26 protein-coding genes are annotated in these 26,600 nt (G+C 43.3%); 5 read left to right on the forward strand and 21 right to left on the reverse strand.

Annotated elements, in window-relative coordinates; translation table 11 throughout:
- Positions 1-45: 45 nt before the first annotated feature.
- Positions 46-1,308, reverse strand: coding sequence for a DUF6287 domain-containing protein (locus ADG03_RS09615; RefSeq protein ID WP_049472928.1), 1,263 nt, complete (start codon positions 1,306-1,308; stop codon positions 46-48).
- A gap of 248 nt (positions 1,309-1,556) precedes the next feature.
- On the opposite strand from ADG03_RS09615, the gene ADG03_RS09620 reads away from it, so the two are divergent.
- Positions 1,557-2,078, forward strand: coding sequence for a DUF2975 domain-containing protein (locus tag ADG03_RS09620; protein ID WP_049472929.1), 522 nt, complete (start codon positions 1,557-1,559; stop codon positions 2,076-2,078).
- A 10-nt stretch (positions 2,079-2,088) separates the two neighbouring features.
- Positions 2,089-2,295 carry a helix-turn-helix domain-containing protein gene (locus ADG03_RS09625; protein WP_003006064.1) on the forward strand — a complete coding sequence of 69 codons (207 nt, stop codon included), beginning with the start codon at positions 2,089-2,091 and terminating at the stop codon, positions 2,293-2,295.
- Between the two features lie 260 nt (positions 2,296-2,555).
- Here ADG03_RS09625 and metG read toward each other — a convergent pair whose 3' ends face one another.
- From metG to ADG03_RS09690, 13 genes are all read right to left on the reverse strand, one after another.
- Positions 2,556-4,547, reverse strand: coding sequence for a methionine--tRNA ligase (metG, locus tag ADG03_RS09630; RefSeq protein WP_049472932.1), 1,992 nt, complete (start codon positions 4,545-4,547; stop codon positions 2,556-2,558).
- 160 nt (positions 4,548-4,707) lie between these two features.
- Complete coding sequence (locus tag ADG03_RS09635; RefSeq protein WP_003012031.1) at positions 4,708-5,400, reverse strand: phosphoglycerate mutase; 693 nt, start codon at positions 5,398-5,400, stop codon at positions 4,708-4,710.
- Positions 5,401-5,547: 147 nt separating this feature from the next.
- Positions 5,548-5,994: a Fur family transcriptional regulator gene (locus ADG03_RS09640; RefSeq protein WP_080976936.1), complete on the reverse strand. Its 447-nt coding sequence runs from the start codon at positions 5,992-5,994 to the stop codon at positions 5,548-5,550.
- Between the two features lie 453 nt (positions 5,995-6,447).
- The gene (locus ADG03_RS09645) at positions 6,448-6,723 is read right to left on the reverse strand and encodes an HU family DNA-binding protein (RefSeq protein ID WP_003006038.1); all 276 of its coding nucleotides are present in this window, start codon (positions 6,721-6,723) and stop codon (positions 6,448-6,450) included.
- Between the two features lie 110 nt (positions 6,724-6,833).
- Positions 6,834-7,667 (reverse strand): DegV family protein, encoded by an 834-nt coding sequence (locus ADG03_RS09650; protein WP_049472934.1) that lies wholly within the window; start codon positions 7,665-7,667, stop codon positions 6,834-6,836.
- 89 nt (positions 7,668-7,756) lie between these two features.
- Positions 7,757-8,485, reverse strand: a complete 729-nt coding sequence (locus tag ADG03_RS09655) for a metallophosphoesterase (protein WP_049472935.1) — start codon at positions 8,483-8,485, stop codon at positions 7,757-7,759.
- 20 nt (positions 8,486-8,505) lie between these two features.
- The gene (gene recN / locus ADG03_RS09660) at positions 8,506-10,164 is read right to left on the reverse strand and encodes a DNA repair protein RecN (protein ID WP_021152787.1); all 1,659 of its coding nucleotides are present in this window, start codon (positions 10,162-10,164) and stop codon (positions 8,506-8,508) included.
- Between the two features lie 6 nt (positions 10,165-10,170).
- On the reverse strand, positions 10,171-10,605 hold the full coding sequence (locus tag ADG03_RS09665) for an arginine repressor (RefSeq protein WP_003006022.1): 435 nt from the start codon (positions 10,603-10,605) through the stop codon (positions 10,171-10,173).
- Positions 10,595-11,413, reverse strand: a complete 819-nt coding sequence (locus ADG03_RS09670) for a TlyA family RNA methyltransferase (RefSeq protein ID WP_031576079.1) — start codon at positions 11,411-11,413, stop codon at positions 10,595-10,597. The genes ADG03_RS09665 and ADG03_RS09670 overlap by 11 nt, the downstream gene beginning before the upstream one ends.
- Positions 11,406-12,281 carry a polyprenyl synthetase family protein gene (locus tag ADG03_RS09675; protein WP_049472938.1) on the reverse strand — a complete coding sequence of 292 codons (876 nt, stop codon included), beginning with the start codon at positions 12,279-12,281 and terminating at the stop codon, positions 11,406-11,408. The genes ADG03_RS09670 and ADG03_RS09675 overlap by 8 nt, the downstream gene beginning before the upstream one ends.
- Positions 12,278-12,490, reverse strand: a complete 213-nt coding sequence (locus ADG03_RS09680; protein ID WP_003006013.1) for an exodeoxyribonuclease VII small subunit — start codon at positions 12,488-12,490, stop codon at positions 12,278-12,280. Before ADG03_RS09680 ends, ADG03_RS09675 begins: the two co-directional genes overlap by 4 nt.
- Positions 12,468-13,808, reverse strand: coding sequence for an exodeoxyribonuclease VII large subunit (xseA, locus tag ADG03_RS09685; RefSeq protein ID WP_049472941.1), 1,341 nt, complete (start codon positions 13,806-13,808; stop codon positions 12,468-12,470). Before xseA ends, ADG03_RS09680 begins: the two co-directional genes overlap by 23 nt.
- A gap of 152 nt (positions 13,809-13,960) precedes the next feature.
- Positions 13,961-14,845, reverse strand: a complete 885-nt coding sequence (locus ADG03_RS09690; RefSeq protein WP_049472943.1) for a LysR family transcriptional regulator — start codon at positions 14,843-14,845, stop codon at positions 13,961-13,963.
- A gap of 172 nt (positions 14,846-15,017) precedes the next feature.
- Between ADG03_RS09690 and ADG03_RS09695 the strand changes: the two genes are divergently transcribed.
- Together ADG03_RS09695 and ADG03_RS09700 are read left to right on the forward strand one after the other, a co-directional pair.
- Positions 15,018-16,640 (forward strand): malolactic enzyme, encoded by a 1,623-nt coding sequence (locus ADG03_RS09695; protein ID WP_049472944.1) that lies wholly within the window; start codon positions 15,018-15,020, stop codon positions 16,638-16,640.
- Between the two features lie 21 nt (positions 16,641-16,661).
- Positions 16,662-17,936, forward strand: a complete 1,275-nt coding sequence (locus tag ADG03_RS09700; protein ID WP_049472946.1) for a 2-hydroxycarboxylate transporter family protein — start codon at positions 16,662-16,664, stop codon at positions 17,934-17,936.
- 58 nt (positions 17,937-17,994) lie between these two features.
- Here ADG03_RS09700 and ADG03_RS09705 read toward each other — a convergent pair whose 3' ends face one another.
- From ADG03_RS09705 to ADG03_RS09725, 5 genes are all read right to left on the reverse strand, one after another.
- Positions 17,995-19,449, reverse strand: coding sequence for a glycoside hydrolase family 32 protein (locus ADG03_RS09705; RefSeq protein ID WP_049472947.1), 1,455 nt, complete (start codon positions 19,447-19,449; stop codon positions 17,995-17,997).
- Between the two features lie 9 nt (positions 19,450-19,458).
- Positions 19,459-20,334: an NAD(P)H-hydrate dehydratase gene (locus ADG03_RS09710; protein ID WP_049472949.1), complete on the reverse strand. Its 876-nt coding sequence runs from the start codon at positions 20,332-20,334 to the stop codon at positions 19,459-19,461.
- 52 nt (positions 20,335-20,386) lie between these two features.
- Positions 20,387-21,160: an HAD-IIB family hydrolase gene (locus tag ADG03_RS09715; RefSeq protein WP_003005996.1), complete on the reverse strand. Its 774-nt coding sequence runs from the start codon at positions 21,158-21,160 to the stop codon at positions 20,387-20,389.
- Between the two features lie 13 nt (positions 21,161-21,173).
- Positions 21,174-22,028: a bifunctional methylenetetrahydrofolate dehydrogenase/methenyltetrahydrofolate cyclohydrolase gene (locus ADG03_RS09720; RefSeq protein ID WP_049472950.1), complete on the reverse strand. Its 855-nt coding sequence runs from the start codon at positions 22,026-22,028 to the stop codon at positions 21,174-21,176.
- Positions 22,029-22,193: 165 nt separating this feature from the next.
- The gene (locus ADG03_RS09725) at positions 22,194-22,424 is read right to left on the reverse strand and encodes a DUF1797 family protein (RefSeq protein WP_003005989.1); all 231 of its coding nucleotides are present in this window, start codon (positions 22,422-22,424) and stop codon (positions 22,194-22,196) included.
- Positions 22,425-22,672: 248 nt separating this feature from the next.
- Here ADG03_RS09725 and ADG03_RS09730 point away from each other — a divergent pair, with 248 nt between their 5' ends.
- Complete coding sequence (locus ADG03_RS09730) at positions 22,673-24,937, forward strand: ATP-dependent Clp protease ATP-binding subunit (protein ID WP_049472951.1); 2,265 nt, start codon at positions 22,673-22,675, stop codon at positions 24,935-24,937.
- 48 nt (positions 24,938-24,985) lie between these two features.
- On the opposite strand, the gene ADG03_RS09735 is transcribed toward ADG03_RS09730, so the two are convergent.
- Positions 24,986-25,600 carry a GyrI-like domain-containing protein gene (locus ADG03_RS09735; RefSeq protein ID WP_049472952.1) on the reverse strand — a complete coding sequence of 205 codons (615 nt, stop codon included), beginning with the start codon at positions 25,598-25,600 and terminating at the stop codon, positions 24,986-24,988.
- 54 nt (positions 25,601-25,654) lie between these two features.
- Complete coding sequence (locus ADG03_RS09740) at positions 25,655-26,557, reverse strand: helix-turn-helix transcriptional regulator (RefSeq protein ID WP_049472953.1); 903 nt, start codon at positions 26,555-26,557, stop codon at positions 25,655-25,657.
- Positions 26,558-26,600: the final 43 nt, after the last annotated feature.

A 26,600-nucleotide genomic window follows, 5' to 3' on the forward strand; every position in this document is an offset into this window, starting at 1 on the left:
CGAAATCGAATTCTAACGAATGACCGATTTCTGTCCCACTCTCTTTTATTGACGGTAGAAATATTGATCAGCCGGATAGTTGCCTGCAGATTGAGTGACCACTAGACGTGGCTTGCTGGTATCAGACTGGTCTCCATCTGGATTTTGGAACCCGATTTTCAAAAGTCCAATCGCAGCACCAGTCTCACCCATCTTCATCTCAACATAAGGGATCTTGCTCTTCTTATCCGAGTCCGCAACAGCCTTGAGGCTGCCTTGGCCCTTGACTTTTCCGTCTGCTTGGATGACGATTTCAGCTCCCTTGCCATTGCGCCAGGTTCCAGCTAAGCTTGAGAAATCGCCTCCGTTAATGGCCGCAATATCCAAGTCTTTCTCTTTTTTCGGTTGTGGGTAAGCTTTCCACCACTCTAGATGATAATCCCGAAAGGCCGCATCCCCAAAGAGAATCCGACGTTCTTGGGAAGCTACTCCATCAGGACCTGTCACACCTGCTGGGATCAAGTACAAGGTTTGCTCTTGCCCTTGGATCGCAGTCGCATTGGCCCCTGTGAAATAAACTTCATAATAGCCTTTTCGCTTCTTGGGCTCTTTTTCTTTATTGAACAAGTAACTTGCCCGAGTGCCTCCACTCCAGAAAGTCCAGCCAGTCTCCCCATTTACAATACTTGGAAAGGCATTGGTCTTGTTTTGATAATACTCTTCTGGAGTATAGCCATAAAGTTTAAAACCGGAATCGGCGATTTCCTTTTCATAGGTATCATTGGAATAAGCACCTTCAAACGGTGAGAGATTGCCATCAAGGACGACATCATTTGGATCTGTCGATTTGAAAAAATCCTCTCGATTGGCAAAGACCATCTCGTGGTCGGGAATTTTGTCAGACATGGTGACCGTGATCAAAGGCTTCTTATCTGTCTTGTATTTAAAGACACGAACAGTGACTGTAAAGTCTGTATTGCCATCGGACTTTTTCATCTTGCCTGTCGAAACTTTGTTAGACCCTTCGACCTTCCAATCCGTACTAAATTCAGCGGATACCTTGCCGTCAGCCGTTTGGTAATCGATCTTCCAGGCCTTGCCCTTTTTCTCGATTTTGGCTTCATCCCGTTCATTAGAGACATAGTCACCACTCAAGTCAATAGCTTTTTCCTTTGGCTTGGTGACCTTCTTGCTGGTCTGCTTAAATTCCTTTTGATGGTCTGGTTGGATGTTGGAACTAGAGTAGAGATAGACTCCTCCGATCAGAACAGCTGCTCCGACCAGCCCCAAAATCGGCCCCAGGTATTTTTTCTTCCACTTAAGATTCATTTTACTACCTCCATGGAATAAGATCTTTACACTAGTATACCCTAAATCGAAAGTATAGTAAAATTCCCCTCTATGTAGTGGTTTCCCAGGTTTGAACTGACTAGTTTGAGTAGAAAATACCTGTTTCTCAAAAATAATATTTTGTTTATCATTATTTTTTTATCGTTTTTCGATACTTTTTTATTGACTAATTTTTTATAAGGAGTATACTATAAGTGAAAAATAAATAAACTTCAAGGAGGCTTGCGATGAAAAACTCAAAAACCTTAAAAAATGTCATTGAAGTCTTAACGGCTTTCATTTACTTCTGTGGCTTTATGACCCTGGCTGCACTGGTCGTCCACCTGCTTTCACGGATGGGAGTGTTTAAAGATCTCATTCAAACTGGACGCTTGTCCTTTGATGTGAATGGCATCCAGCTCTTCCCCAAACATCCGCAACCTCTCTGGCAGTTGCTCTTCCCACTAGCCTCAAGCGCTATCTATATTTACCTTCTCATCACCATTCGCAGCTTCCTCCAAAATCTCTACCAAGAAAAGATCTTTTCTCACTCCAACATTGATCTTTGCAATCGAGCTTGGAAGATTCTCTTGGTCTTGTCCTTTATGTCTGGCACACTTGAAACCAGTGGCAATGCTTATCTCCTTCCCTTCACCTTCCAATTTACCTTTAACACAGGGCTTCTCCTTGCCGTTCCAATCGTCTGGGTCTCTGGCAAGATTTTAGAGAGAGGTATTGAGATTGCTGAAGAAAATGAGCTAACCATTTAAGGAGGGTGCCATGATTATCGTCAATCTAGATGTCATGCTGGCCAAGCGGAAAATGAAATCCAACGAGCTAGCCGACAAAATCGGCATCACGACTGCTAACCTCTCCATCCTCAAAACCGGCAAGGCCAAAGCCATCCGCTTCACCACCCTTGAAGCCATCTGCAAAGAACTCGACTGCCAGCCCGGAGATATCCTGGAATACCGGCCAGATGAATAGGAACTATATTCGGAGACTTTCCTTGGGTGAGGACGGACGGTAGCGAATCCCTTTGGGATTCCATACCTTAGATTTGAGCCCACTGTCTCAAATCTTCCGAGAGTCTGAAACAAAAATGTTTCAGACTCTTTTCTCACTGCGGAAGTCTCCGTTAACACCCATTACTAATAGGACTCATCTACCATCCTTGTAAAACTCAATGATGGGAACTATATCGACACAAGAAAAGCACTCCCGCGGGAGTGCTTATTTATCTATGTTTAGCCGATGATACTTCCATTTGGTACAGATGGATCAACAGTTAAGACTGTTAATTGATCTCCGTATTCTGCGGAAAGAATCATGCCTTGGCTGACATATTTCTTCATCATCTTACGTGGTTTAAGGTTGGCTACGATTTGGAGTTTCTTGCCGACCAATTCTTGTTCATTTGGATAGAATTTCGCGATACCAGAAAGGATTTGACGGTCTTCGCCATCTCCTGCATCTAGGCGGAAGCGAAGCAATTTATCTGAGCCTTCGACGCGTTCCACTTCTTTGACTTCTGCTACACGGATTTCAACCTTGTCAAATTCTTCAAACTTGATCTCATCTTTTTCAGACTTGAGTTCCACTTCTTCTGGAATCCATTCTTTTTCTTGTGGTTTACCAGCAGTCATTTGAGATTGAATGTAGGCAATTTCTTCTTCCATGTCGAGACGTGGGAAGATTGGAGTTCCTTTGGCAACTACTGTGATATTTTCAGGGAATCCTGCTAAGGTCAAGTTTTCAAGATCGAAGTCCAAGTCCAAGCCTAGTTGTTCCATGATGGCATTTGAGGTGTTCATCATGAATGGTTGGATCAAGTGAGCCACAACACGAAGGCTAGCTGCCAAGTGAGCCATGACCGCTGCCAATTGTTCCTTGTCACCATCTTCTTTAGCGAGGACCCAAGGAGCAGTCTCATCGATGTACTTGTTGGTCCGAGAGATGATGTTCCATACGGCTTCTAAAGCGCGTGGATAATCAACCGCGTTCATTTGCTTGTGGTATTCAGCGATGTTTTCTTCAACCACCTTGGCCAAATCTGCATCAAATGCTGTGACATTTTCGACATAAGCCGGAACTTGACCACCAAAGTATTTATTGATCATGGCTACCGTCCGGTTGAGGAGGTTTCCAAGGTCATTAGCCAATTCATAGTTGATGCGGGCTACGTAGTCTTCTGGTGTGAAGGTACCATCTGAACCAACTGGCAAACTGCGCATAAGGTAGTAGCGAAGCGGATCCAAGCCAAAGCGTTCTACCAACATTTCTGGGTAGATGACATTTCCTTTAGACTTAGACATCTTGCCATCTTTCATGACAAACCAACCATGGGCAATCAAACGTTCTGGCAATTTGATATCCAACATCATGAGAAGGATTGGCCAGTAGATGGAGTGGAAACGAAGAATGTCTTTTCCAACCATGTGGAAGACGGTTCCGTTCCAGAATTTGTCAAAGTTTTCATGATCTTCTTGACCGTAACCAAGAGCGGTCACATAGTTAAGAAGGGCATCGATCCATACATAGACCACGTGTTTTGGATTAGATGGGACTGGCACACCCCAGGTAAAGGTGGTTCGAGATACCGCCAAGTCTTCCAAACCTGGCTCGATGAAGTTTTTCAACATTTCATTAAGACGACCATCTGGCGTGATGAAGTCTGGTTGGGATTTGAAAAACTCAACCAAACGGTCTTGGTATTTGCTGAGGCGGAGGAAATAGGACTCTTCAGAAACCCATTCTACTTCGTGGCCTGATGGGGCTACCCCACCGATGACCTTACCATTCTCATCACGGTAGACCTCAGCCAATTGGCTTTCTGTAAAGAACTCTTCATCAGATACTGAATACCAACCAGAGTATTCACCAAGGTAGATGTCGTCTTGCGCAAGCAAGCGTTCAAAGACTTGGGCCACCACTTTTTCATGGTAATCGTCTGTCGTACGGATGAATTTATCATATGAGATATCGAGTAATTGCCAGAGTTCTTTCACTCCAACGGCCATCCCATCTACATAAGCTTGCGGCGTGATCCCAGCTTCTTCTGCTTTCTGCTGGATCTTTTGACCGTGCTCATCAAGACCAGTCAGGTAGAAAACATCGTAGTTCATCATGCGTTTGTAACGCGCCAAGACGTCACAGGCGATCGTTGTGTATGCTGAACCAATATGCAATTTACCAGATGGGTAATAGATAGGGGTTGTGATGTAGAATGATTTTGTCATGTTTCTTTTCCTTTCAGGGCTAATGGAACCCAATTTAGTAACACTCTATTATAACATTTTTATGAGACCCTGAAAACCCAAAACCAGCTAGGTCTGCGACAGACAAACAAAAAAGCTGACCGAAGTCAGCTTTCTATGATTGATAACAAATCACGCTATCTTACTTTCCAAGATAGTATTCTTTTACAACGTTCAATTTTTCGTCAAATTCGAATACCAATGGTGGGAAGTTAGGGATTTCCACATCCATGATTTCGTCGTCTGACAATTGTTTGATGTGTTTAACAAGAGCACGGATTGAGTTACCGTGTGCTCCTACGAATACGTTTTTACCATCTTTAAGAGCTGGAGCGATTTTATCTTCCCAGAATGGAAGGGCACGTTCCAAAGTAACTTTCAAGTTTTCAGCATCTGGAATCACTGAATCATCAAGTGAAGCGTAACGACGGTCAGTGTGTGCTGAGTGTTCATCATCACGGTCCATTGCAGGAGGCAATACATCGTAAGAACGACGCCAGATGTGAACTTGTTCATCACCAAATTGTTCAGCAGCTTCTGCTTTGTTTTTACCAGTCAAACCACCGTAGTGACGTTCGTTCAAGCGCCATGATTTTTCAACTGGAACCCACAATTGGTCAGAAGCTTCAAGCGCAAGGTTTGTTGTTTTGATCGCACGTTTCAATACTGAAGTGTATGCTTGGTCAAATTCGATACCAGCTTCTTTGATCAATTTACCAGCGTCGATCGCTTGTTGTGTACCTTTTTCAGACAAATCAACATCAGCCCAACCAGTGAAAAGGTTAGCTTTGTTCCATTCAGACTCACCGTGGCGAGCAAAAACCAATTTTACCATTAGATGGATCTCCTTTTTATTCTCCGAGGTTCCCCCCGTTTATCTATTCTATTCTACTAGATTTTCAGTGAAAAATCTAGTGGCGACCATAGAAAAAGTGCAATTTCTCACAAAAAAGAGCCTGACGGCTCTCTTGGAATATCTTCATCATTGTTTTTGACAGTCTGGGCAAATACCATAGACAGTCATTTGGGTCTTGGTGATCTGGTAGCCACTTTGACTCGCTGCTTCTTCGCGAAGATCTGGGACTTCAATGTCCACATCTGCGATACGGCCACATTTTTCACACACCACATTCAAATGGTCATGCCCCATGAAATCAAAATAGGTCGTGGTATCATTGCGAACCTTGATCTCAGAGACAACCCCCTCATCAATTAAAACCTTGATATTGTTGTAGACAGTTGCTAGACTCATGCTTGGAAACTGAGGCAATAAATCGCGATAGATCTTCTCAGCGCTTGGATGTTCATGACTCGCCACTAAATAGGAAAGAACTGCTCTGCGAGTATCGGTAATCCGAATGCCCTTAGCACGCAAACTTTGCAAAACTTCTTCCACGCGCTCTTCTTCATGACGATGCAATGTGTTCACTATGATCCCCCCTTTCCAATTTGATTTAATCGATTCGTTACCCCTATTATAGCATGTTTCAAAATAAATCACTATTTAGAATGCTTTTAATTAAAAAAAATGTCCAGTGGACATTGATTCACGAGCTTGAAAACGGAAAAGCGAGGTTATGTCCAGTGGACATTGATTCACGAGCCTGAAATAGATTCATCTACTCTCAGCCGATCCAACTGGTCATCCAGCGCACGGTTCCTAAGATCATTTTGACCACGAGGATCATAAAGCAAAATTCCAGTACAAACCACAGCCCTTTCAGCAGATACAAAATAGGTCGGATAAACAACAAGGCAAAGAGTCCTAAAATGAATCGCATGGTCTTTTCTCTCTTTCTTTTTTCCTATTATACCCTTATCCTATAGAGCTGTCCAACAAAAAAACCACCCTAGAAATCTAGGATGGCTTTTCAAAATGCAATTATTTAACTGCTTCTTTAAGAGCTTTACCAGCTTTGAATGCTGGAACTTTAGAAGCTGCGATTTTGATTTCTTTACCAGTTTGTGGGTTGCGACCTTTACGAGCTGCACGTTCACGAACTTCGAAGTTACCGAAACCGATCAATTGAACTTTTTCACCTTTTGAAAGGTATTCTGAAACTGCTGCGAATACAGCGTCAACAGCTGCTGCTGAATCTTTTTTAGTCAATTCTGTAGCTTCTGCCACTTTTGCGATCAAATCTTGTTTGTTAGCCATTTAACAAATCCTCCAAATTTTTTTAGGCTTTACGCCTTAACAGTACTATAATATCTAAAAAAAGCCTTTAGGTCAAGTACTAAACCTGTTTTTTCAAACATTTATTCAGCTTATTCGTAGCGTACCAAAACTGCAAATGCATTCTCACCTGTATGGGTTTGAATAATCGATCCAGTTTCGAGAACAGGGATTGCTTTTTCAACGAGCGATTGCAACTGAGCCTTCATTTCATTGGCCCACTCTGGTGTCCCTGCGTAAGAAATACCGATCTCAGCTACCTTACTATGGGAAAGTTTCTCTACCAATTCATCCAACCATTTCTTGAAGGTCTTGTTTCCACGTCCCTTGACGATTGGTTCCAACTGATGGTCCTTCATTTGCATCACCACACGGATGTTAAGAAGCGAGCTCAAAAGTCCGGTAACACGGCCAATCCGACCACCTTTAACTAGATTTTCCAAGGTAGATACGCCGATATACAACTCTGTCTTTTCTTTGACTTCTTCAATACGAGCTAAAACGGTGTCTAGATCTGCTCCTTCTTTAGCCAACTTAGCTGCCTCAACCACTTGGAACTTCATCGCCTGGTCTGTAAAGCCACTATCAATCACAGTTACTTCTGCCCCTGATAAGGTTGCCCCTTGGCGAGCTGCCTCTACGGTTCCTGACAAGGCATGAGACATATGAATCGAAACGATATGAGCTCCGTCTGCTGCTAACTTTTCATAGACCTCTGCAAAGACTCCAACGGGTGGTTGGCTGGTCTTTGGAAGATTTTTGCTAGACTGCATTAAGCGCAAGAAGTCCCCTTCGCCCAACTCACTGTCAGAATAAAGGACTCCATCCACCATAACAGAAAGTGGCACAATGGTAATGCCATATTCTTCAACCACTTCAGGCTCAATTGTAATAGATGAGTCTGTAACTATTTTAATATTTGCCATATATTTCTATACTCTTCCTAAGAATGTTCTGCTTTCATTATATCAAAAAACACAGAGTTTTGCAGTGAAAGATATCCATTCCTGCTTCCTCAGTCGTCTGCAGCAGAAAAACCTGTATTATGAAGGACATGGTCATGGACGATGCCTTGATCATCCAAGAGCAATCCATGGAGGACTCCCCCATAGACAGCGCCCCCATCGACACCCATTTTTTGATCTGAAATCCAAAGATTTTCAGTACCGACTGGCTCATTGAGCAGTCCATAAACCGGCGTATGGCCAAAGACGATCCATTTGCCTGTATGATTCTCCGCTTCATGGAATGGTTTTCGGATCCAGACCTTTTGGTAGTCACTGGTTTCCCGCCAATTTTCAAGGGTTAGATCCACACCGGCGTGGACAAAATAATAGCTCTCTGTCTCATAGTCAAAGGGTAAACTGCGGATGAAGGCCACCAATTCAGGAACAGTGCTCTCTACTGCTTGCGCATCTGCAACCCCATCTACAGGAGCATCGAGCGGGCGTCCCAATAGAGAATTAATGGTCGTATCGCCACCATTTCTTCGGTAGTGGTCATAACGTTCTTCTGGATTGTCCAACCAAGCTAAAAACATGTACTCGTGGTTTCCGGAAAGGCAAACAGCTCCGTGATGGTCTACGTAGTCCTTTACGATTTCAATTGATCGTTTGCTGTTTTCGCCTCGATCTATCAAATCCCCTAAAAAGACCAATTGAGCTTTTCCATCCCATTCTGTCATGAGCTCTTCTAGCATTTGTGCTTTTCCGTGAATATCTCCGACTACAAAGTATGTTGACATTGTTTCAAACCTTCTTTCTCTTAACGCTTGAGAAGTTGCTCTGCTTGTTGACGGGCAGCTTCCGTTAGATCCTCTCCTGCCAGCATCTTGGCAATTTCTTCAATTCGTTCTTCTCTATTGAGCAAACGCACAGTAGATACAGTTGAGTGTTCATCACTGATTTTCTCAATATAGAATTGATAATCTGCTGCAGCGATGACTTGAGGCAGGTGAGAAATGGCAAGCACTTGGCCATTTTGACCAATCTTATGAATTTTCGCTGCAATGGCTTGAGCCACGCGCCCAGAGACCCCTGTATCCACCTCGTCAAAGACGATACTGGTTTTTCCTTCTTTTCGAGAAAAAGCCGACTTAATGGCCAACATCAAGCGTGACAATTCTCCGCCGGATGCTACCTTGACAAGAGGTTTAAAGTCCTCACCTGGGTTGGTCGAAATGTAAAATTCGACAGCTTCATTTCCCTCACGATTAAACTTAGCCTTACTAAAACGCACTTGAAAACGCGCCTTGTCCATGTAGAGATCTGCCAATTCTTGCTGGATTTCATTTTCCAAAGCTTGGGCCAGAGTATGCCGCTGATCACTCAAATCTTGAGCCAAGGTGACCAAACTCTTTTCCAAACGTTTGAGTTCTTTTTCCAAATCCTCAGACGAGAGGTCACTTCCGGTGAGGAGGCTATATTCTTTGGTGATTTGCGCCAGGTATTCTAAGACGTCCTTGACTTGGCCACCATACTTGCGCGTGATGGAGTGGATCAAATCCAAACGCGATTCCACCTGCATGAGGCGATTGCCATCAAACTCCAGACCATCGACCACATCTTCTAAGCGCTTGGTAATATCCTCAAGGGCATAGAAGGTTTCCGATAACTGGCTTGAGAGCTCTTTGTAGGTCGGATCATATTCTTCAATGCTTTCCAGATCATTCATGGCTGAGCGAACATTGGAGAGGCTCGAAAACTCTTCTGCATCCAGCATGGTATAGGCATTGGTTAGGGTATCAGCAATCATCTTGTGATTGAGCAGGCGTTGGCGTTCTTGCTCCAGATGCAGGTCCTCATCTACTTCCAAGGCAGCTGCCTCAATCTCTGCAATTTGAAACTCCAACATCTCGATACGGGCCTTGTTTTCCTGCTGGTTGCGCTGGAGTTCCACCACTTGTTTGCGCAGGCGTTTGTAATCTTCAAAGGTCTGACGATAAGCATCTTTGGTTTGGAAAAAGGCTGCATCCCCAAATTCATCCAACATAGCGATATGCAATTGGGGCCGCATGAGTTCTTCCTGATCATGCTGGCCATGGATGTCCACCAGATGTTGACCGACTGCCTTTAAGACAGACAAATTCACCATCTGACCATTGATCCGGCTGACACTTCGTCCATTTTGCAAGATCTCTCGGCGAATGATCAATTCATCGGTCCACTCTAGTCCTTGCTCTTCAAAGAGAGCCGTCAGATGGCGATTGCTCTCAACGGTAAAGAGACCTTCGATTTCCGCTTTTGGGGCTCCATGTCGGATGACATCAGTCGTTGCGCGGCTTCCCAGCATCATGTTCATAGCATCGATAATGATGGATTTCCCTGCACCTGTTTCCCCTGTCAGTACCGTCATTCCCTTTTCAAAATTTAAGGAAATCTCTTCGATAATGGCAAAGTTCTTAATCGAAATTTCTAATAGCATAGCCTCTTACCACCCAAAGATTGATTTGAGGATATTCTCTGCTTCTGGAGCTGAATAGGCGATCAGTAAGATCGTATCATCATCTGCAACAATACTAAAGATATGCTCCTTATAAATCTCCCGCAAGCGCCGTTTAACTAAAGGAGCTGTCCCTGGAACCATGGTGAAATTGACATATTCTCCCATGCGACGATGAGACAAAATATTGCTTTCGATCATCCCGATCCCTTGGTGGTGCTTACGTGGCAATTCATAGACATAGGTCATGTCTTTCAGAGGGCGTTTTACGATGCCCAATTCTTTGATATCCCGTGATACTGTCGCTTGGGTTGCTGAGATGCCTTCTTCTTTCAAATGTTCGACGATCTCTTCTTGCGTCCCCACTTCATGATCGCGAATGAAGCGGCGAATTTTTTCTAATCTAATATTCTTACTCTTCATGTTTAAATTCCTTGTGTGCCAGCTCCACAACAGCCTCCAGCTGCTCTGTAGTCGGCTTTGTTTTCTCTTCTTTTTTTTCTAGATACATCAAAAATTCGATGTTGCCATGGCCTCCTTGGATAGGGGAATAATCTACTCCCATTACCGCAAAGCCATGTGTCCCTGCAAAAGCAGCGACCTTTTCAAGAACGGCTAAATGAATCTTAGGATCCTTAATGATCCCATTTTTCCCGATCTGTTCGCGTCCTGCCTCAAACTGAGGTTTGACCAAAGCCACGACTTGTCCATTATCTGCCAAAATCCGGTGAAGGGCTGGCAGAATCAAGTCCAAGGAAATAAAGCTGACATCGATACTCGCAAAGCTCGGTGTCGCTTCAAAATCATCTGGCTCGGCATAGCGGAAATTGAACTGCTCCATCGAGACCACCCGAGGATCATTGCGCAATTTCCAGGCCAACTGATTGGTCCCGACATCCACCGAAAAGACCTGGCTGGCTCCATTTTGCAGCATGACATCTGTAAAGCCACCTGTAGAAGCTCCGATATCAATCGCAATTTTCCCCTCTACAGATAAACCAAATTGGTTCAGGGCTTTTTCTAATTTAAGACCGCCCCGGCTGACATATTTGAGCTTTTCGCCCTTTAATTTCAACTCGGTTGCTTCATCAATTTTTTCACCCGGTTTATCGAAGCGCTCACCATTGATAACGGCAACGACAAGACCTGCCATCACCCCTCTTTTGGCTTGTTCGCGGGTATCAAATAGGCCTTGTTTATAGGCTAATACATCCACTCTTTCCTTAGCCATCTATTCGTAATCCTTCTATTAATTTCTTGATCGCTCGCGGATCAAAGTCACAAGCAGCTGTAATCTGATCCAACAAGTCCTCGCAAGCGTCTAATTCACTTGTCAGCAAAGCTTTTGATTCTTCCAATCCCAACAGGGCTGGATAGGTCGATTTTTCAGCTACTAAGTCCTTTTGAGGGGTCTTCCCCAAAGCTTCAAAATCAGCTACCAAATCCAAAATATCATCCCGCACTTGAAAAGCCAGGCCTAATTTTTTCCCGATTTTTTCTAAGAGCTGACCAATGTCTGCTTGCAACTCTAAAATCAAACCTGCTGCGATGAAAGGATAGGCAAGGAGGCGTCCTGTCTTATTGGCATGAATGGTCTGCAATTCTGCTAGCGTGAGCTGTTTGTGCTCTCCTTCCATATCAAGGACTTGACCAGCTACCATTCCACGACTACCGGAAGCATCTGACAATTCAAGAATCAAGGAGACCTTGACCGCACCAGGAAGGGCACTCGCAGCTATCATCCCAAAGGGATCGAGAAAAAGCGCATCCCCTGCTAAAATCGCCAGGTCTTCTCCGAATTTCTTGTGATTGGTCAATTGCCCCCGACGGTAATCGTCATTGTCCATGGCTGGCAGATCATCGTGAATAAGGCTTCCTGTGTGGATCATCTCCAAAGCCCCTGCCACTTGAAAATGAGCCTCTGTCAATTCCTGTCCAAAGGCCTCTAACAATTCTAGAAGGAGCAAGGGGCGCAGGCGTTTTCCACCTGCCTGGATCGAATAAAGGACCGACTCCACTAAATGGGGGGCAACGGCTTTCTTCTCATAAAAAGAGCGAACCGCTTGCTCTACTCTATTTCGTTTTTCTTCTTGTCTCATGCTAGATCCGCTTCAGTACCATCTGCTTGCATGACCTTGACCAAGGTTTTCTCTGCTTGATCCAAGGTATCTTGCAATTCTTTTGACAACTTCATTCCTTTTTGGAATTCTGTAATGGCTTCTTCAAGAGCCACATCTCCACTCTCCAATTTTTGGACGATGGCTTCCAAATCTGCTAAATTTTCTTCAAATTTCTTTTCTTTCGACATGTTTTACCTCTACTTCTAACTGGCCATCTCTCATGATGAGTGACAGCGGGTCCCCTTCTGTTACTTTTGCAACCGAATCTAGTACCTGATCCCCTTCCTTAACCATGGCATAGCCACGCGCAATAATCCGACTGGTATCAAGCATCAAGAGGGCTTCTGATAAGCCTTGTACCTTGATCTTTTGCTCTTTTAGGACTTGTTCCATTCGGTTGGTTAAGATTCTCTTATCTTGGAGCAGGCGGTCTTGGTAGCGCTCGATGCGATGCAAAGGAGACGTAGCTTCTAAGCGATGACGCAGACCTTGCAGCTGATTGGCCCCTTGTCCATAAGCATCGCGCATCCCTTGTTTCAATCGCAATTGCAACTGGTCAATCTTTTGCAGGTAGCCATCATAGAGTCTTTCAGGCTGTCTAAAAATAACCGATTGACTTAATTTTGCCAAGCGTTCACGATTATAGGCCAAGCGATTGGACATCGCTGTTGCCATGCGATTTTCCTGCTTTTGTAAATGGGACAAGAGATCCAACTTCGTTACTGGAGTGGCCAATTCAGCAGCGGCTGTCGGAGTAGCGGCTCGTCGGTCTGCTACAAAATCGGCTAGAGTCGTATCTGTCTCATGTCCAACACTGGAGATAATCGAAATCCGCGATTCAAAAATGGCTCGCACCACTGCTTCTTCATTAAAGGCCCAGAGATCTTCAATTGAACCACCCCCACGACCGATAATCAAGACATCCAAATCATCCCGTTGGTTAGCCCTTTGAATATTAGCAACCACCTCACTAGATGCACCTTCACCCTGAACCTTGGTCGGGTAGAGCACAATCTCAACACCAGGGAAGCGTCGGCTCACCGTTGTGATAATATCGCGAATCACGGCCCCGCTTTGACTGGTGATGACCCCGATCTTTCTTGGAAATTGTGGCAGAGCTTGCTTCCACCGATCCTGAAAAAGCCCTTCTTCGGTCAACTTTTTCTTGAGTTGCTCAAATTGGATGGCCAAGGCCCCTACCCCATCTGGCTCCGCCTTTTCGATGACAATGGAATAACTCCCACTTGGCTCATAAAGTTGGATCCGACCAATGACATTGATTTTCATGCCTTCTTCTAGCTCAAAACCAAAACTCTTATAGATCCCAGCCCAGACAGTCGCTTGAATGACCGCTTTTTCATCCTTTAATGAAAAATACTGGTGGTTGGGACGTTTTCGGAAATTGGAGACCTGCCCTGTCAGATAAACCCTTTCCAAATAGGGATCCTTATCAAATTTTAATTTCAAATATTTGGTCAAACTTGATACGGATAAATAGTTGGACATAGGAACTCCTTTCTGCAGAATATGATCAAGTTTAATTATACCAAAAAACGCCAAAAAAGGCTGGCAGATAAAGCGAAATCATGAATTTCCTTTCTCTCCAAGCCTCATTTTATTCAAGACACTTTCTACTGATCTATTTTAAACCAGCTTCCTTATTTTTCACACTTCTCTAATCGTTCAATAAAGGAGCTAAGAAGCGCTTGGGGTTCCCCTTCATTTGGATATGCATAACTAATATAGAAGACTGTTTTTTCCTCTTCAACCAGCGGAATTTTGACAAGATTTGGATATTCTGGAAAAAGAGTCAGATCGGTCATGAGGCCAATCCCTAAATTTTCTTCGATGAAACTCAAAACCAAGTTGGAATCGGTCAAGACAACAGTAGACTGGGCTAAATCATCAAAGCGAGCATTCAAGCGTTTAAAAGCCGTCATGTGGACATGATGCTCATCTAACAGAATGAAGGTCTCCTCTAACACCTCTTTAAAAGAAATTTCCTTGCGATCTGCTAGTGGATGATCCTTTGAAACAATCACAAAAAATTCTTTTTTATACAAGAGCTGACTGGTCAAATGCGCGTGTGAAATGGGCTCTAAGCTTCCCAACAGACTAAAATCTAAATCTCCACGCACCAACAAACGCATCAAATCCCTGGAACCTAATTGCACCAATTGCGATTGACGAAAAATCTCAAGCTCTTCATCATGCGTCCCAAATTTTTTCATGATATCGCTAGTGATCAAAGGCGGTAGTCCAATGCGCAACAGATTCTTTTTACTTCGTTCAACAGCTTTTTCTGTCTTTTCGATTTCGATTAAAACCTCTCGCGCGTGATTGGCTAAAACCTTCCCCGGCTGAGTTAGGTGCAAGACACGATTAGAAGACGATTTTTCTACCAACTGGCAAGCATAGTGGTCCTCTAAACGCTTGATGGCATAGGTCACAGTCGGTTGACTCACTTGAAAATAATGTGCCACATCAGTATAAGACTTTAGTTTTGACAGTTGATAAAAATATTCCAAGTCTCGGATATTCATCTCTATCCCTCTATTTCTACAATTTCCATTTCCTTCATTCTAACACAAAACTCTTACTTATAAAATTTTTTTATAAGGACAAGGGAAGTTGACTATAAGAATTACCGAAGACTATAATGGCTTGCGTGAGAAAAAATCTTACAGATAAATTATTTATGAGGAGTATTTCGCAATGAAATCACATGAAATTTTAAACAATCCTTTCTTAAATAAAGGAACTGCTTTCACAATGGAAGAACGTAAAGAACTTGGCCTGATTGGTCTTCTTCCTCCATATGTTCAAACCATCGAAGAACAAGCTGAACAAGCTTATCAACATTTCTTGCGCAAACCATCAGACCTTGAAAAACGTCTTTTCTTGATGGAAATTTTCAATACAAACCGTACTCTTTTCTACTACCTCTTTAACCAACACATCGTTGAGTTCAACCCAATCGTCTACGATCCAGTGATCGCAGACACCATTGAACAATATTCTGAACTCTTTGTAGACCCACAATATGCCGCTTACCTTGATATTAACCACCCAGAAAATATCGAAGAAACGTTGAAAAATGCGGCTGGCGATCGCGATATCCGCTTGATCGTTGCAACTGATGCAGAAGGAATCCTTGGTATCGGTGACTGGGGTGTCCAAGGGGTCGACATCTCTGTCGGGAAATTGATGGTCTACACGGCTGCTGCAGGCATTGATCCAGCTTGCGTTATGCCTCTTGTCATCGATGCTGGTACCAACCGTGAAGAATTGTTGAACAATCCAATGTATCTTGGGAATCGTCATGAACGTGTTCGTGGTGAAAAATACGATGCCTTTATCGATCAATTCGTTCAAACAGCTGGAAAACTTTTCCCTAAATTGTACCTTCACTGGGAAGACTTCGGTCGTTCAAATGCGGCTGATATCTTGAACCGTTACAAGAAAGAAATCCCAACTTTCAACGATGATATTCAAGGAACTGGGATCGTTGTCTTGGGCGGTATCTTTGGAGCAATGGATATCACTGGTGAAAAATTGACAGACCAAGTTTACCTTTGCTATGGTGGTGGTTCTGCTGGTGCTGGTATTGCAGACCGTGTTCACGCTGAAATGGTTGCTGAAGGTCTTTCTCCAGAAGAAGCTTACAAACGTTTCTTCATGATCGATAAACAAGGTCTTTTGTTTGACGATATGGAAGATTTGACACCAGCTCAAAAACCATTTGCTAAAAAACGTTCTGACTTCGAAGGTAAAGGCGATATGACCAATCTTCTTGAAGTGATCAAAACAGTAAAACCAACGATCTTGGTCGGAACTTCTACAAACCCAGGTGCCTTCACTAAGGAAGTGGTTGAAGCCATGTGTGAAAACACTGAACGCCCAGTTATCTTCCCAATTTCTAACCCAACCAAGAAATTGGAAGCAACAGCCCAACAAGTCATCGAATGGTCAGACGGTAAAGCCTTTGTCGCTACCGGTGTCCCTTCAGGAACCATTAGCTACAAAGGTGTGGACTATGAAATTGGTCAAGCCAATAACGCTTTGATCTACCCAGGACTTGGTCTTGGTATGTTGGCCTCTGAAGCCAAATTGTTGACAGATGAAATGATTGGGGCAGCTGCTCACTCATTGTCCGGTATTGTCAATCCAGGTCAATCAGGTGCGCCAGTCCTTCCGCCATTCCAATATGTAGCTGACGTGTCTATCAAGGTAGCTGAAGCTGTTGCCAAGAAAGCTCAAGAACAAGGGCTTGCACAAGCTAAAGAAACAGATATGGCAAAAGCTGTACGTGACCTTAAATGGCATCCTAAATACTAATAAGGAGCTGACTGAACAACCATGAAAAAATTGAATGAAATCAACATTTCCGGTGTCAGTCTTCCTCTATATGCATTCATCGTCATCGTTCTTGCGGTGACGATTGCTATGGGGAAACTCCCACTCAATATGCTTGGATTAACCCTCCTTTTGGTCGTCATGGGGCATCTTCTCTACTTTATCGGTGAGAAACTTCCAATCATGAATTCTTACCTAGGTGGGGGATCTGTCTTCACCTTACTAGGAGCTACTCTTCTAGCGACCTTCCATGTTATTCCGGCAAACATCATCACAGCCACCAAGGGCTTTTTGGGAGATTCCTTTGGCTTTCTGGATTTTTATATCGCAGCCTTGATTTGTGGGGCTATTCTAGGGATGAATCGCAATCTCTTGGTAAAAGCTTCTGCTCGCTTTATTCCTGTTTCCTTGGTCACCATGGTCATTGGGGCTCTCTCTGTTGGGATCGTTGGAAGCCTTTTGGGACAAGGATTTGGACATTCGATTCTCTATGTTTCCTTCCCACAAATGGTCGGAGGAATGGGAGCTGGAATCCTGCCTCTTTCAAAGATCTATGCTGCCAATCTCCACGGAAGCCAAGCAGCTATCTTCTCTCAATTGGCACCCGCTACCACACTTGGTAATATCCTTGCCATCATTGGTGCTGTTTTGATCGTCAAAATCTTTGCAGACAGTCCTTACAATGGTCACGGTGTCTTGATTCCCGTCAATAAAGATGAATTGAAAAAAGAAAAACTCACCCTTGATCCGACCCAAATCGGAGTTGGAATGATGTTTGCCTTTAGTATTTTTCTTCTCGGGGTCATCTGCAATGCCTTTGTTCCAAAAATCCACAGTTATGCCTTCATGATTATCATCGTCTTTATCCTGAAAGCTTTCAATGCTGTCCCAAAACCTTTGGAAAACTGTGTAGTCATGTTCAACCAAGTCATTATGACCAACCTTACCCATGCAGTCCTAGCTGGTATTGGTCTTTCCTTGATTGACCTTTCAACTCTGGCTAAAGCAATGACTTGGCAGTTCATTCTCCTTAGCTTGACTTCTGTAGTAGCTATGGGGCTTGCATCTGCTGTGATCGGAAAACTGATTGGATTGTATCCAGTCGAGACTGCTATCGGATCTGGTATGATCAATAACTCGATGGGAGGAACCGGAAATATCGCTGTTCTCTCCGCATCCGATCGCATGGAAATGATCGCCTTCGCCCAAATGGCCAACCGACTGAGCGGGGCTATCATCCTCATTCTGGGAGGGCTCCTCGCTTCTGTCCTCTCTTAAAGAATAAAAAGACAAGTCACAAGACTTGTCTTTTATTCTTTAGGAGGCTATTGATTTCCTATTTTTGATAGGTTTTTACGACCCAATCGATCCCTTCATCTGCCGTGAGGGTATAGACGGGATTTTGACTCGTTTCATAAAAGGTCATCGAGAGAGTTTTACCATCCACGAATACTTCGATTGAGTTGGTATCGCGAATGATCGAAAAATGATGATCCTTTTCAGGATCCAACTGAATCCATCTCGATTGAAATGCTGGATTTTCTTTTCCAGAAATGGGGTGCCCAAATTGGTCTCGACTTAAGCTAAAGCGTTTTTGAGAGGCGTCATAAACCAATTGCAAGACACTATCAGGATCAGTTTCCTCGCCATAACCAAGGATAAAGGAGCGACCCGGTTTGGTATCTAGCTCAAACAAGGTTTGTTTCCCTCTAGCTGGGATAATGATTTGATTGCCCTTAACAATGTTTTCTGACGCATGCTCTACAAGAAAGTGTTCTTTCACTGACTCAGGTAACTCCTGAACCAATCGTCCGTCTTTCAGAGACAATTTTCTTGGAAGAGTCATACTACCTGCCCACCCATGAGCTAAATCATGACTGGGGATAGACCGGTGCCACATTTGCATCCAGGCAACCATGTATCGTTCGCCCTTTGGTCCTTGACAAGTTTGAGGAGCATAGAAATCCAAACCGCCATCCATTTCATCATAGGAATCGACACGAAAATGCCCCGTTTCCCAATTCATGTCACCGATAAAGGCAACCGTCGAATTTAAGTTCCAGTATTTTTCTTGCTGCCTTTCCATTTCAATGGGAGACAGGATCAAAACCCATTTGCCATCTAAAGGGAAGAAATCGGGACACTCCCACATAATCCCTTGCCCTTTTTCACCTTCTAAAAGTACTGATGTAAAGGTCCAATTTACTAGATTACTTGATGCAAATAGGAGAATTTGACCTCTGTCATCCGGTGTCTTAGAAGCAACGACAGCGTAATAGATTCCTTGGTATTCAAATACTTTAGGATCACGAAAATCTGCAATATCTGCGATCCCCTCAATATGTTGAGCATGGATCACAGGATTAGTAGGCAACTTTTCAAAGGTAATGCCGTCTGTTGACACCGCAAGACACTGAGTCTCTTCTCGCTTTTCCTCATCGTCTACATGACCCGAATACAGCAAATAGAGCTTGTCATCTTTCACAATAGCACTACCCGAGAAGCAGCCATCCTTATCATAGCTTTCACTTGGTGCTAAAGCTACTGGCAATTCTTCCCAATGGAGAAGATCTTTTGATTTGGCATGCCCCCAATGCATGGGACCCCAAACACTATCATAGGGATAGAATTGATAGAACAAATGGTATTCCCCACGGAAATAAACAAAGCCATTTGGATCGTTCATCCAGCCGATTGGAGGTAACAAATGAAATGCTCCTCGATATTGCTGGTTGACCTTCTCCCTGTTTTCATCGATATACTGATTTGCTTTCCGAATGCTTTCCTTCATCTTTTTTACCTATTTTCTATTTTCAGTGCTGGCAACCTGGTCTTGGTCACTCCATTTCTTCATCCATTTTGGGATTTCTTGGCTGATGGTTGTCGGTAGAACCACATAGGCCTCCTTGCTCAAGTCTTCTGCAATGGCTGAATGTAGATAGGTCGCAACCACCACGCGCTCATAGAGACTGACCTGTGGAAATTGACCCGCAAACCCTGCGATCATCCCTGCCAAGGTATCCCCCATCCCCCCTGTTGCCTGATAGGGACCACCAACATCTAGCTGATAGCCCTCTTCTTGCCCACTTGTCCAAATGCGGGTGTGAGGCCCTTTTTCTACAATGACAGTCCCTTGAGGAAAGTTCTGTACTGCTCTTCGACTCTTGCCTTCAGTCTGGCTTGCTAGATCAAGCCCTGACAGTTTTTCCCATTCTTTTTGATGGGGGGTAAAGACCAACTGAGCCTCTGGCAGGTCAAACTGAGAGGCTGCAAAAAGACTAATAGCTCCTCCATCTAAGATCAAGACCTGCTGGCTAGAGACTTGTTCAAAAATCATGTGCAAGATTGCTTGGTTTTCTCTTGCTTCCTTTAAGCCCGGTCCTACGAGAATCACGCTAGCTTTTTGGAGCTGCTCACAAAGGAGTTCGTGATCTGCCAAATCAAAGCCCATGGCCTCAGGAAGATGGCTATGAAGAGCTGTCAGATTATCAGGATCTGTTGCGACAGTAACCAGCCCCGCACCACTATGAACCGCAGCAAGCGCCGCCATAATAATAGCTCCCCCATAGGGGTAAGTCCCCCCAATCAAGAGCAGGCGACCAAAATCGCCCTTATAAGATCTTGCCTCTCGCTTCACAATGACACGCTGGATCTCTTCTTTCTGAACTGTTCTCATACCTTCCTCATTTCTAGCGAAAAAGGAGAAGCCACGACTCCCCCTCCATCTTTTATTTTCCTCTGAATTCTGCAAAGACTTGCAAAATCTTAGCAGCCACAGCTTGTGGTTGATTTTGTTTGGCTACCAATTGATCATCCGCATAAGGCTGAAGGGCTGGAAAATCACCAATTTGAACTGCATAAAGAGCTTTTTCAAAGAGCTCGATATCATTTTGATCATTGCCAAAAGCCACGAAATTCTCTCCACAGAGTTCTTCTACGGTTGTCGCTTTATGCGTGTCTGCTGGATTGAGATAGATGCATTTTTCATGCGCATGATAGCGGATATGGGCCTTGTCTGTCTTTTCGATCCGCTCGATGATCTCATCCACGAGCTCCTCATGGCCACCCATATAGATCACGACCTTAATCGGATCTGTCAGCTCCTCTAATGAACGATACTGGGCTTTCTTGAGGGGATCTACATTAGCAACAAAAGGAATCTTTTCCAAAATCTGTCCGCTATAATCAAAGGTATCATCCACAAAAAATGGTAGATTGTAATGGCGACAAAAGCCAAGGACTTCCCGATACACGTCCTTGTCCAATTGGTCCTCATATACCAATTGCCCCTGGCGATAGGCCAATCCACCATTTAAACCAATCACGAGTTGCTGACTCAATGGGTCCCCTAAAAGGCCCAAGCAGTCCCGGTAAGAACGTGCAGAAGCAAAGGCGACTTCATGGCCAAATTCTTCTGCTCTCAATAAGACCTGTTTGATTTCATCATCGATTGTGACACCATCGAATGACAAGGTTCCATCTAAATCAAAGACAAACTTCATCTAGCTCACACTTTCATTTTTTTAAGGTACGAACAGCTGCTTCGTAGGTCTGCTCCATCAGCATGGTAACGGTCATAGGACCAACCCCTCCTGGTACCGGAGTAATATGACTGGCCAAAGGGGCAACGGAGTCAAAATCGACATCCCCACACAATTTGCCATTCTCATCGCGATTCATCCCGACGTCAATGACGACTGCGCCTTCTTTCACGAAGTCTGCTGTTACAAATTTTGCACGACCGATCGCCACAACCAGGATATCCGCTCTTTTAGCGATTTTAGGCAGATGATGGGTCCGGGAATGGGTCAAGGTTACCGTCGCATTTTTGGCGAGGAGCAACTGCGCCATGGGTTTTCCAACGATATTGGAACGACCAATCACGACTGCTCGCTTCCCTTCTAGATCAATCCCGTACTCTTTGAACATCTCCATGATCCCAGCAGGCGTTGAAGGCACCATGAGAGGATTTCCAGCCCATAAGCGTCCCATATTCAATGGATGAAAGCCATCCACATCTTTTGTCGGATCAATGGCTAAAAGGACTGCATCCGCATCGATATGCTTAGGCAGTGGCAACTGCACTAAGATTCCATGCCAAAGAGGATCTTGATTGTAGTGTTCGATCACTTCTAATAATTCAGCTTGGCTGATGCTTTCAGGAAGTCGTCTCACTTCACTACGAAAGCCTGCCGCAATAGCAGAACGCTCTTTATTTCTTACATAGATTTTGCTGGCTGGATTATCTCCTACCACGATGACAACGAGACCAGGCACAACTCCTGTCTCTTCTTTTAATCGTGCTGTTTTATCCGCAATCTCACCCTGTAATTTTGTAGCGAGCGCCTTCCCATCAATGAGTGTCGTCATATCAATTCTCTTTCTAGTCAAGTAATGAAAATAGTCCTCTCTATTATAGCAGATTTCAACTCTCAAACCTAACTGTTCCTAATTAGAATTTCTTATAGACGAAAACTATAGCCAGATGGACAAAAAATGAGCTTGAGACCACCCCAAACTCATCCACACAGCTGCTTAGTAAAGCAATTCATAAATTTCCATTGCAATTAAATCAATGCTATCAAATGTATAGGTTTCACGCGCTTCAACATCACGAAGTGTAAAGGTTGAACCTTCTTCTTCATTGTGGTTGTAGGCTACTTCAGCGACAACAACACCGTCACGTTCAAAATTACGTTTCAAGTTCCCACCGTCTTTTGTCATCGTCTCCAAACGGTTGATAATCCGTACTAAATGTGATTCCATTTTATTTCTCCTCTTTACTTTCTACTCTCCTATTTTATCATAAAAGAGAAAGCTCTTCCAATAAAAATTCACATTTTTCCATTGATTTGCTCTCTTCTTCAATCCTTAGCGACATTCCGTAGTAAATTCTTGCAAACTTCTAGAATACTGATATAATGAAACTATAAATCTTTGACTATTTTTGACCTTTTAAAAATAGGATCGTCTCTTGATGGAAAACCATCAAAAACCTACTGTGAGGTATGTATATGCTTTGTCAAAATTGTAAAATAAATGAATCAACCATCCATTTATATACAAATGTAAATGGACGTCAGCAGCAAGTAGACCTCTGTCAAAATTGCTATAAAATTATGAAAACAGACCCAAATAACAGCTTCTTGAAAGGCATGACCCAACGGAGCCAATTCACTGGAGATCCTTTTGAAGATTTCTTCAATAACCTTGGAAACTTCCAAAGTCCGCAAGAACCTCAAACCCCTCCAACTCAATCCGGAGGCAGTTATGGAGGTGGTGGCTACGGCCAAAACAATAACCGTGGTGGTGGTCAAGACCCTCGTCAAGCACGCCCTCAAAAGCCAAAAGGACTGTTAGAAGAGTTCGGCATCAATGTCACAGAAATTGCCCGCAAAGGGGATATTGACCCTGTCATTGGCCGTGACGAGGAGATTATCCGTGTCATCGAAATCCTCAACCGTCGAACCAAGAACAATCCGGTTCTGATTGGAGAACCTGGGGTCGGAAAAACTGCCGTTGTGGAAGGCCTGGCTCAAAAAATCGTCGATGGCGACGTTCCTCATAAATTGCAAGGAAAAGAAGTCATCCGCCTAGACGTCGTCAGTCTCGTTCAGGGCACAGGCATCCGTGGTCAATTCGAAGAACGCATGCAAAAATTAATGGATGAAATTCGTCAACGCGAAGATGTTATTCTGTTCATCGACGAAATCCATGAAATTGTTGGCGCAGGATCAGCCGGCGAAGGCAATATGGACGCTGGAAATATCCTCAAACCAGCCTTAGCGCGAGGAGAACTCCAATTAGTTGGGGCTACTACCCTCAATGAATACCGTATCATTGAAAAAGATGCGGCCTTGGAACGTCGCATGCAGCCCGTTAAGGTCGATGAACCAACGGTTGAAGAAACCATCACCATCCTCAAGGGTATCCAGAAAAAATACGAAGACTACCACCACGTCCACTATACAGACGGGGCCATCGAAGCGGCAGCTATTCTGTCAAACCGCTACATCCAAGATCGCTTCCTGCCAGACAAGGCCATTGATTTGTTGGATGAAGCGGGGTCTAAGATGAACCTGACCCTGAACTTTGTGGATCCAAAAGTGATCGACCAGCGCTTGATTGAAGCGGAAAACCTCAAAGCTCAAGCGACACGCGAAGAAGACTTTGAAAAAGCAGCCTACTTCCGTGACCAAATCGCGAAATACAAGGAAATGCAAGGGCAACATGTCACTGATCAGGAGACCCCTGTCATCAGTGAAAAAACTATTGAACACATCGTTGAACAAAAGACCAATATTCCTGTTGGTGATTTGAAAGAAAAAGAACAATCTCAATTGATCAATCTGGCTTCTGATTTGAAAGCCCATGTGATCGGTCAAGATGATGCAGTGGATAAAATTGCGAAAGCCATTCGACGCAATCGTGTCGGCCTAGGATCTCCAAATCGACCAATCGGAAGCTTCCTCTTTGTCGGACCAACCGGTGTCGGAAAGACCGAATTGTCTAAACAATTGGCGATCGAGCTCTTTGGCTCTGCAGACAATATGATCCGCTTTGATATGAGCGAATACATGGAAAAACATAGCGTAGCGAAACTAGTCGGAGCTCCTCCGGGCTATGTTGGCTACGATGAAGCCGGACAACTAACAGAAAAGGTACGTCGCAATCCTTACTCCCTCGTGTTATTGGATGAAGTGGAAAAAGCCCATCCAGATGTCATGCACATGTTCTTGCAAGTCTTGGATGATGGCCGTTTGACAGATGGTCAAGGTCGTACCGTCAGCTTTAAAGATACTATTATCATCATGACCTCTAATGCTGGAACCGGCAAAGCTGAGGCCAATGTTGGTTTTGGAGCTGCTCGCGAAGGTCGAACCAACTCTGTACTTGGAGAACTCGGTAACTTCTTTAGCCCTGAATTCATGAACCGTTTTGATGGCATCATTGAATTCCAACCTCTATCAAAAGAAAACCTTCTCCAAATCGTTACCCTCATGCTGGATGAAGTCAATCAACGTCTCGCACAAAATGAGATTCATCTGGATGTGACAGAGAAGGTCAAAGAAAAACTGGTCGATCTGGGATACGATCCAAAAATGGGGGCCCGCCCACTCCGTCGTACCATCCAAGACCATATCGAAGATGCCATTACCGATTATTACCTGGAACATCCAAGTGAGAAACAACTCAAAGCAGTCATGACCAGCAATGGGAATATTAGTATCAAAGCTGCTAAAAAAGTAGAAAAGAACACTTCTGAAAAGGAAGACTAAATTTTCTAGTTTTATAAAAATAACAGGAATTCTTATTTCCTGTTATTTTTAATTCTCTTCTTGAATCTGATAACGAAGAATTGTTTTTAATTTATATGGATCTGTTCGATGGAGATTGTTTAGATAAATCTCACGATGAACTTTCGAAAGTCTTTTAAGTTTATGGAGTTTGCAAAAACGCTCCATTTCATCAAAAGTCTGATTTTCTGTATCAAAAGGTCCTACATGAAGCATGGCAAGACTGTAGCCTTCTTCTAGTTCTTCAAAACGAATAGCATCATAGAGCTGATTGGGCTTCTTGATTTTAACCTCTTCCAAAGCTTTATCAAACAAGTCACTCGTAACAAAATTAGGTTGACCAATCATAATACTATAAGACAGTTCACTTTTAACTAGTTTCCCTTCATTCTCCTGTTTCCATAAACCTTCTAATGGAAAAACAGTAAAATCCATGTAGTCTTGATCCAGAGGAGACTTTTTATACTTCATCTTAATAGCATATGCTAACGCATATAAGGCACTCACTCGTTGAGAAAAATCTTCTTCATTTGGATCACCTTTGCCGTCAATTATGATATAGGATTTAGAAGGTACTTGCAGGATAGTGGGCTTATCCTTGATTTGATAGAGAACTTTCTCTATTTTTCTCCATTCATATTTCATTTGACCTATCTCCTTTCTATCTCAATTCTAACATTAAAACCCTGACATCTTTTGTCAAGGTTTATAAATCTTTTGTATTTTTTCTAATCTTGAAATCATTGATCTTCTCAGATGATCCGGTTCAATAATCTCTACCCCATCTAAATAAGACAATAAGTAAGTATAAATACTCTCGTGCTCTGGCAATTGGGTTTTAACATATAAACATCCATCCTCACACTGAAAAATCTCTTCTTCTAAAAAGTCTTCATAAACTCTAAAAGCGAGCTTTTGACTAAACTTCAATGATACTTCCATTAGATTTTCCATCTTAATTGAAGTATCAATAGGTTCAATCACATTTTTTTGATTAATTGTTTCTTCCAGTAGTTGATAGTCATTAATCCTAGATAATTTAAAAAAACGCCAATCTTCTTTTGAACAACAATAAGCATGAAGATACCAGTCTCTTTTTTTAAATACTAGTTTAAAAGGCTCAACTGTACGAATCGTTTTCTGACCATTCCCACTCATATAAGTAATCGAAAGTCGTCTTTTCTCTAAGATAGCTTGTTTAATTGTATCAAAGAGATCTTTTTGCCCTTTTCGTTTCCTCCAATCTGTTAAGTCGACTTCTACCCAAGATCTAGCTGAAACTTTAAAAATAGATTCCATTTTTGTCAGTAAAAAATCTTGTTTATCTTCTGTCAAAGTCTGGAGACCTTGTAAAGCAGATAAAAGTTCTATTTTTTCCTCCTCTGATACAAGGGTGCGATCAAGAACGAAGTCTTTCATTAAAAAGGTCCCTCCAGCCTTTCCAGGAACAGAATAAAGAGGAATACCTGCTATGCTTAATCTCTCAATATCACGATAAATTGTATGTACTGAGACTTCAAATAATCGAGCAAGTTCAGGAGCGGTTATTCTCCCATTTTCTAAAAGTATGTATAAAATACGAAATAGTCTTGATTCAGCCATAAAATCACCTCCCTTTTATTATATCAATTAAACTAATTTGATA

Origin of the sequence: Streptococcus parasanguinis (assembly GCF_001069785.1) — a bacterium.
GTDB lineage: Bacteria > Bacillota > Bacilli > Lactobacillales > Streptococcaceae > Streptococcus > Streptococcus parasanguinis_T.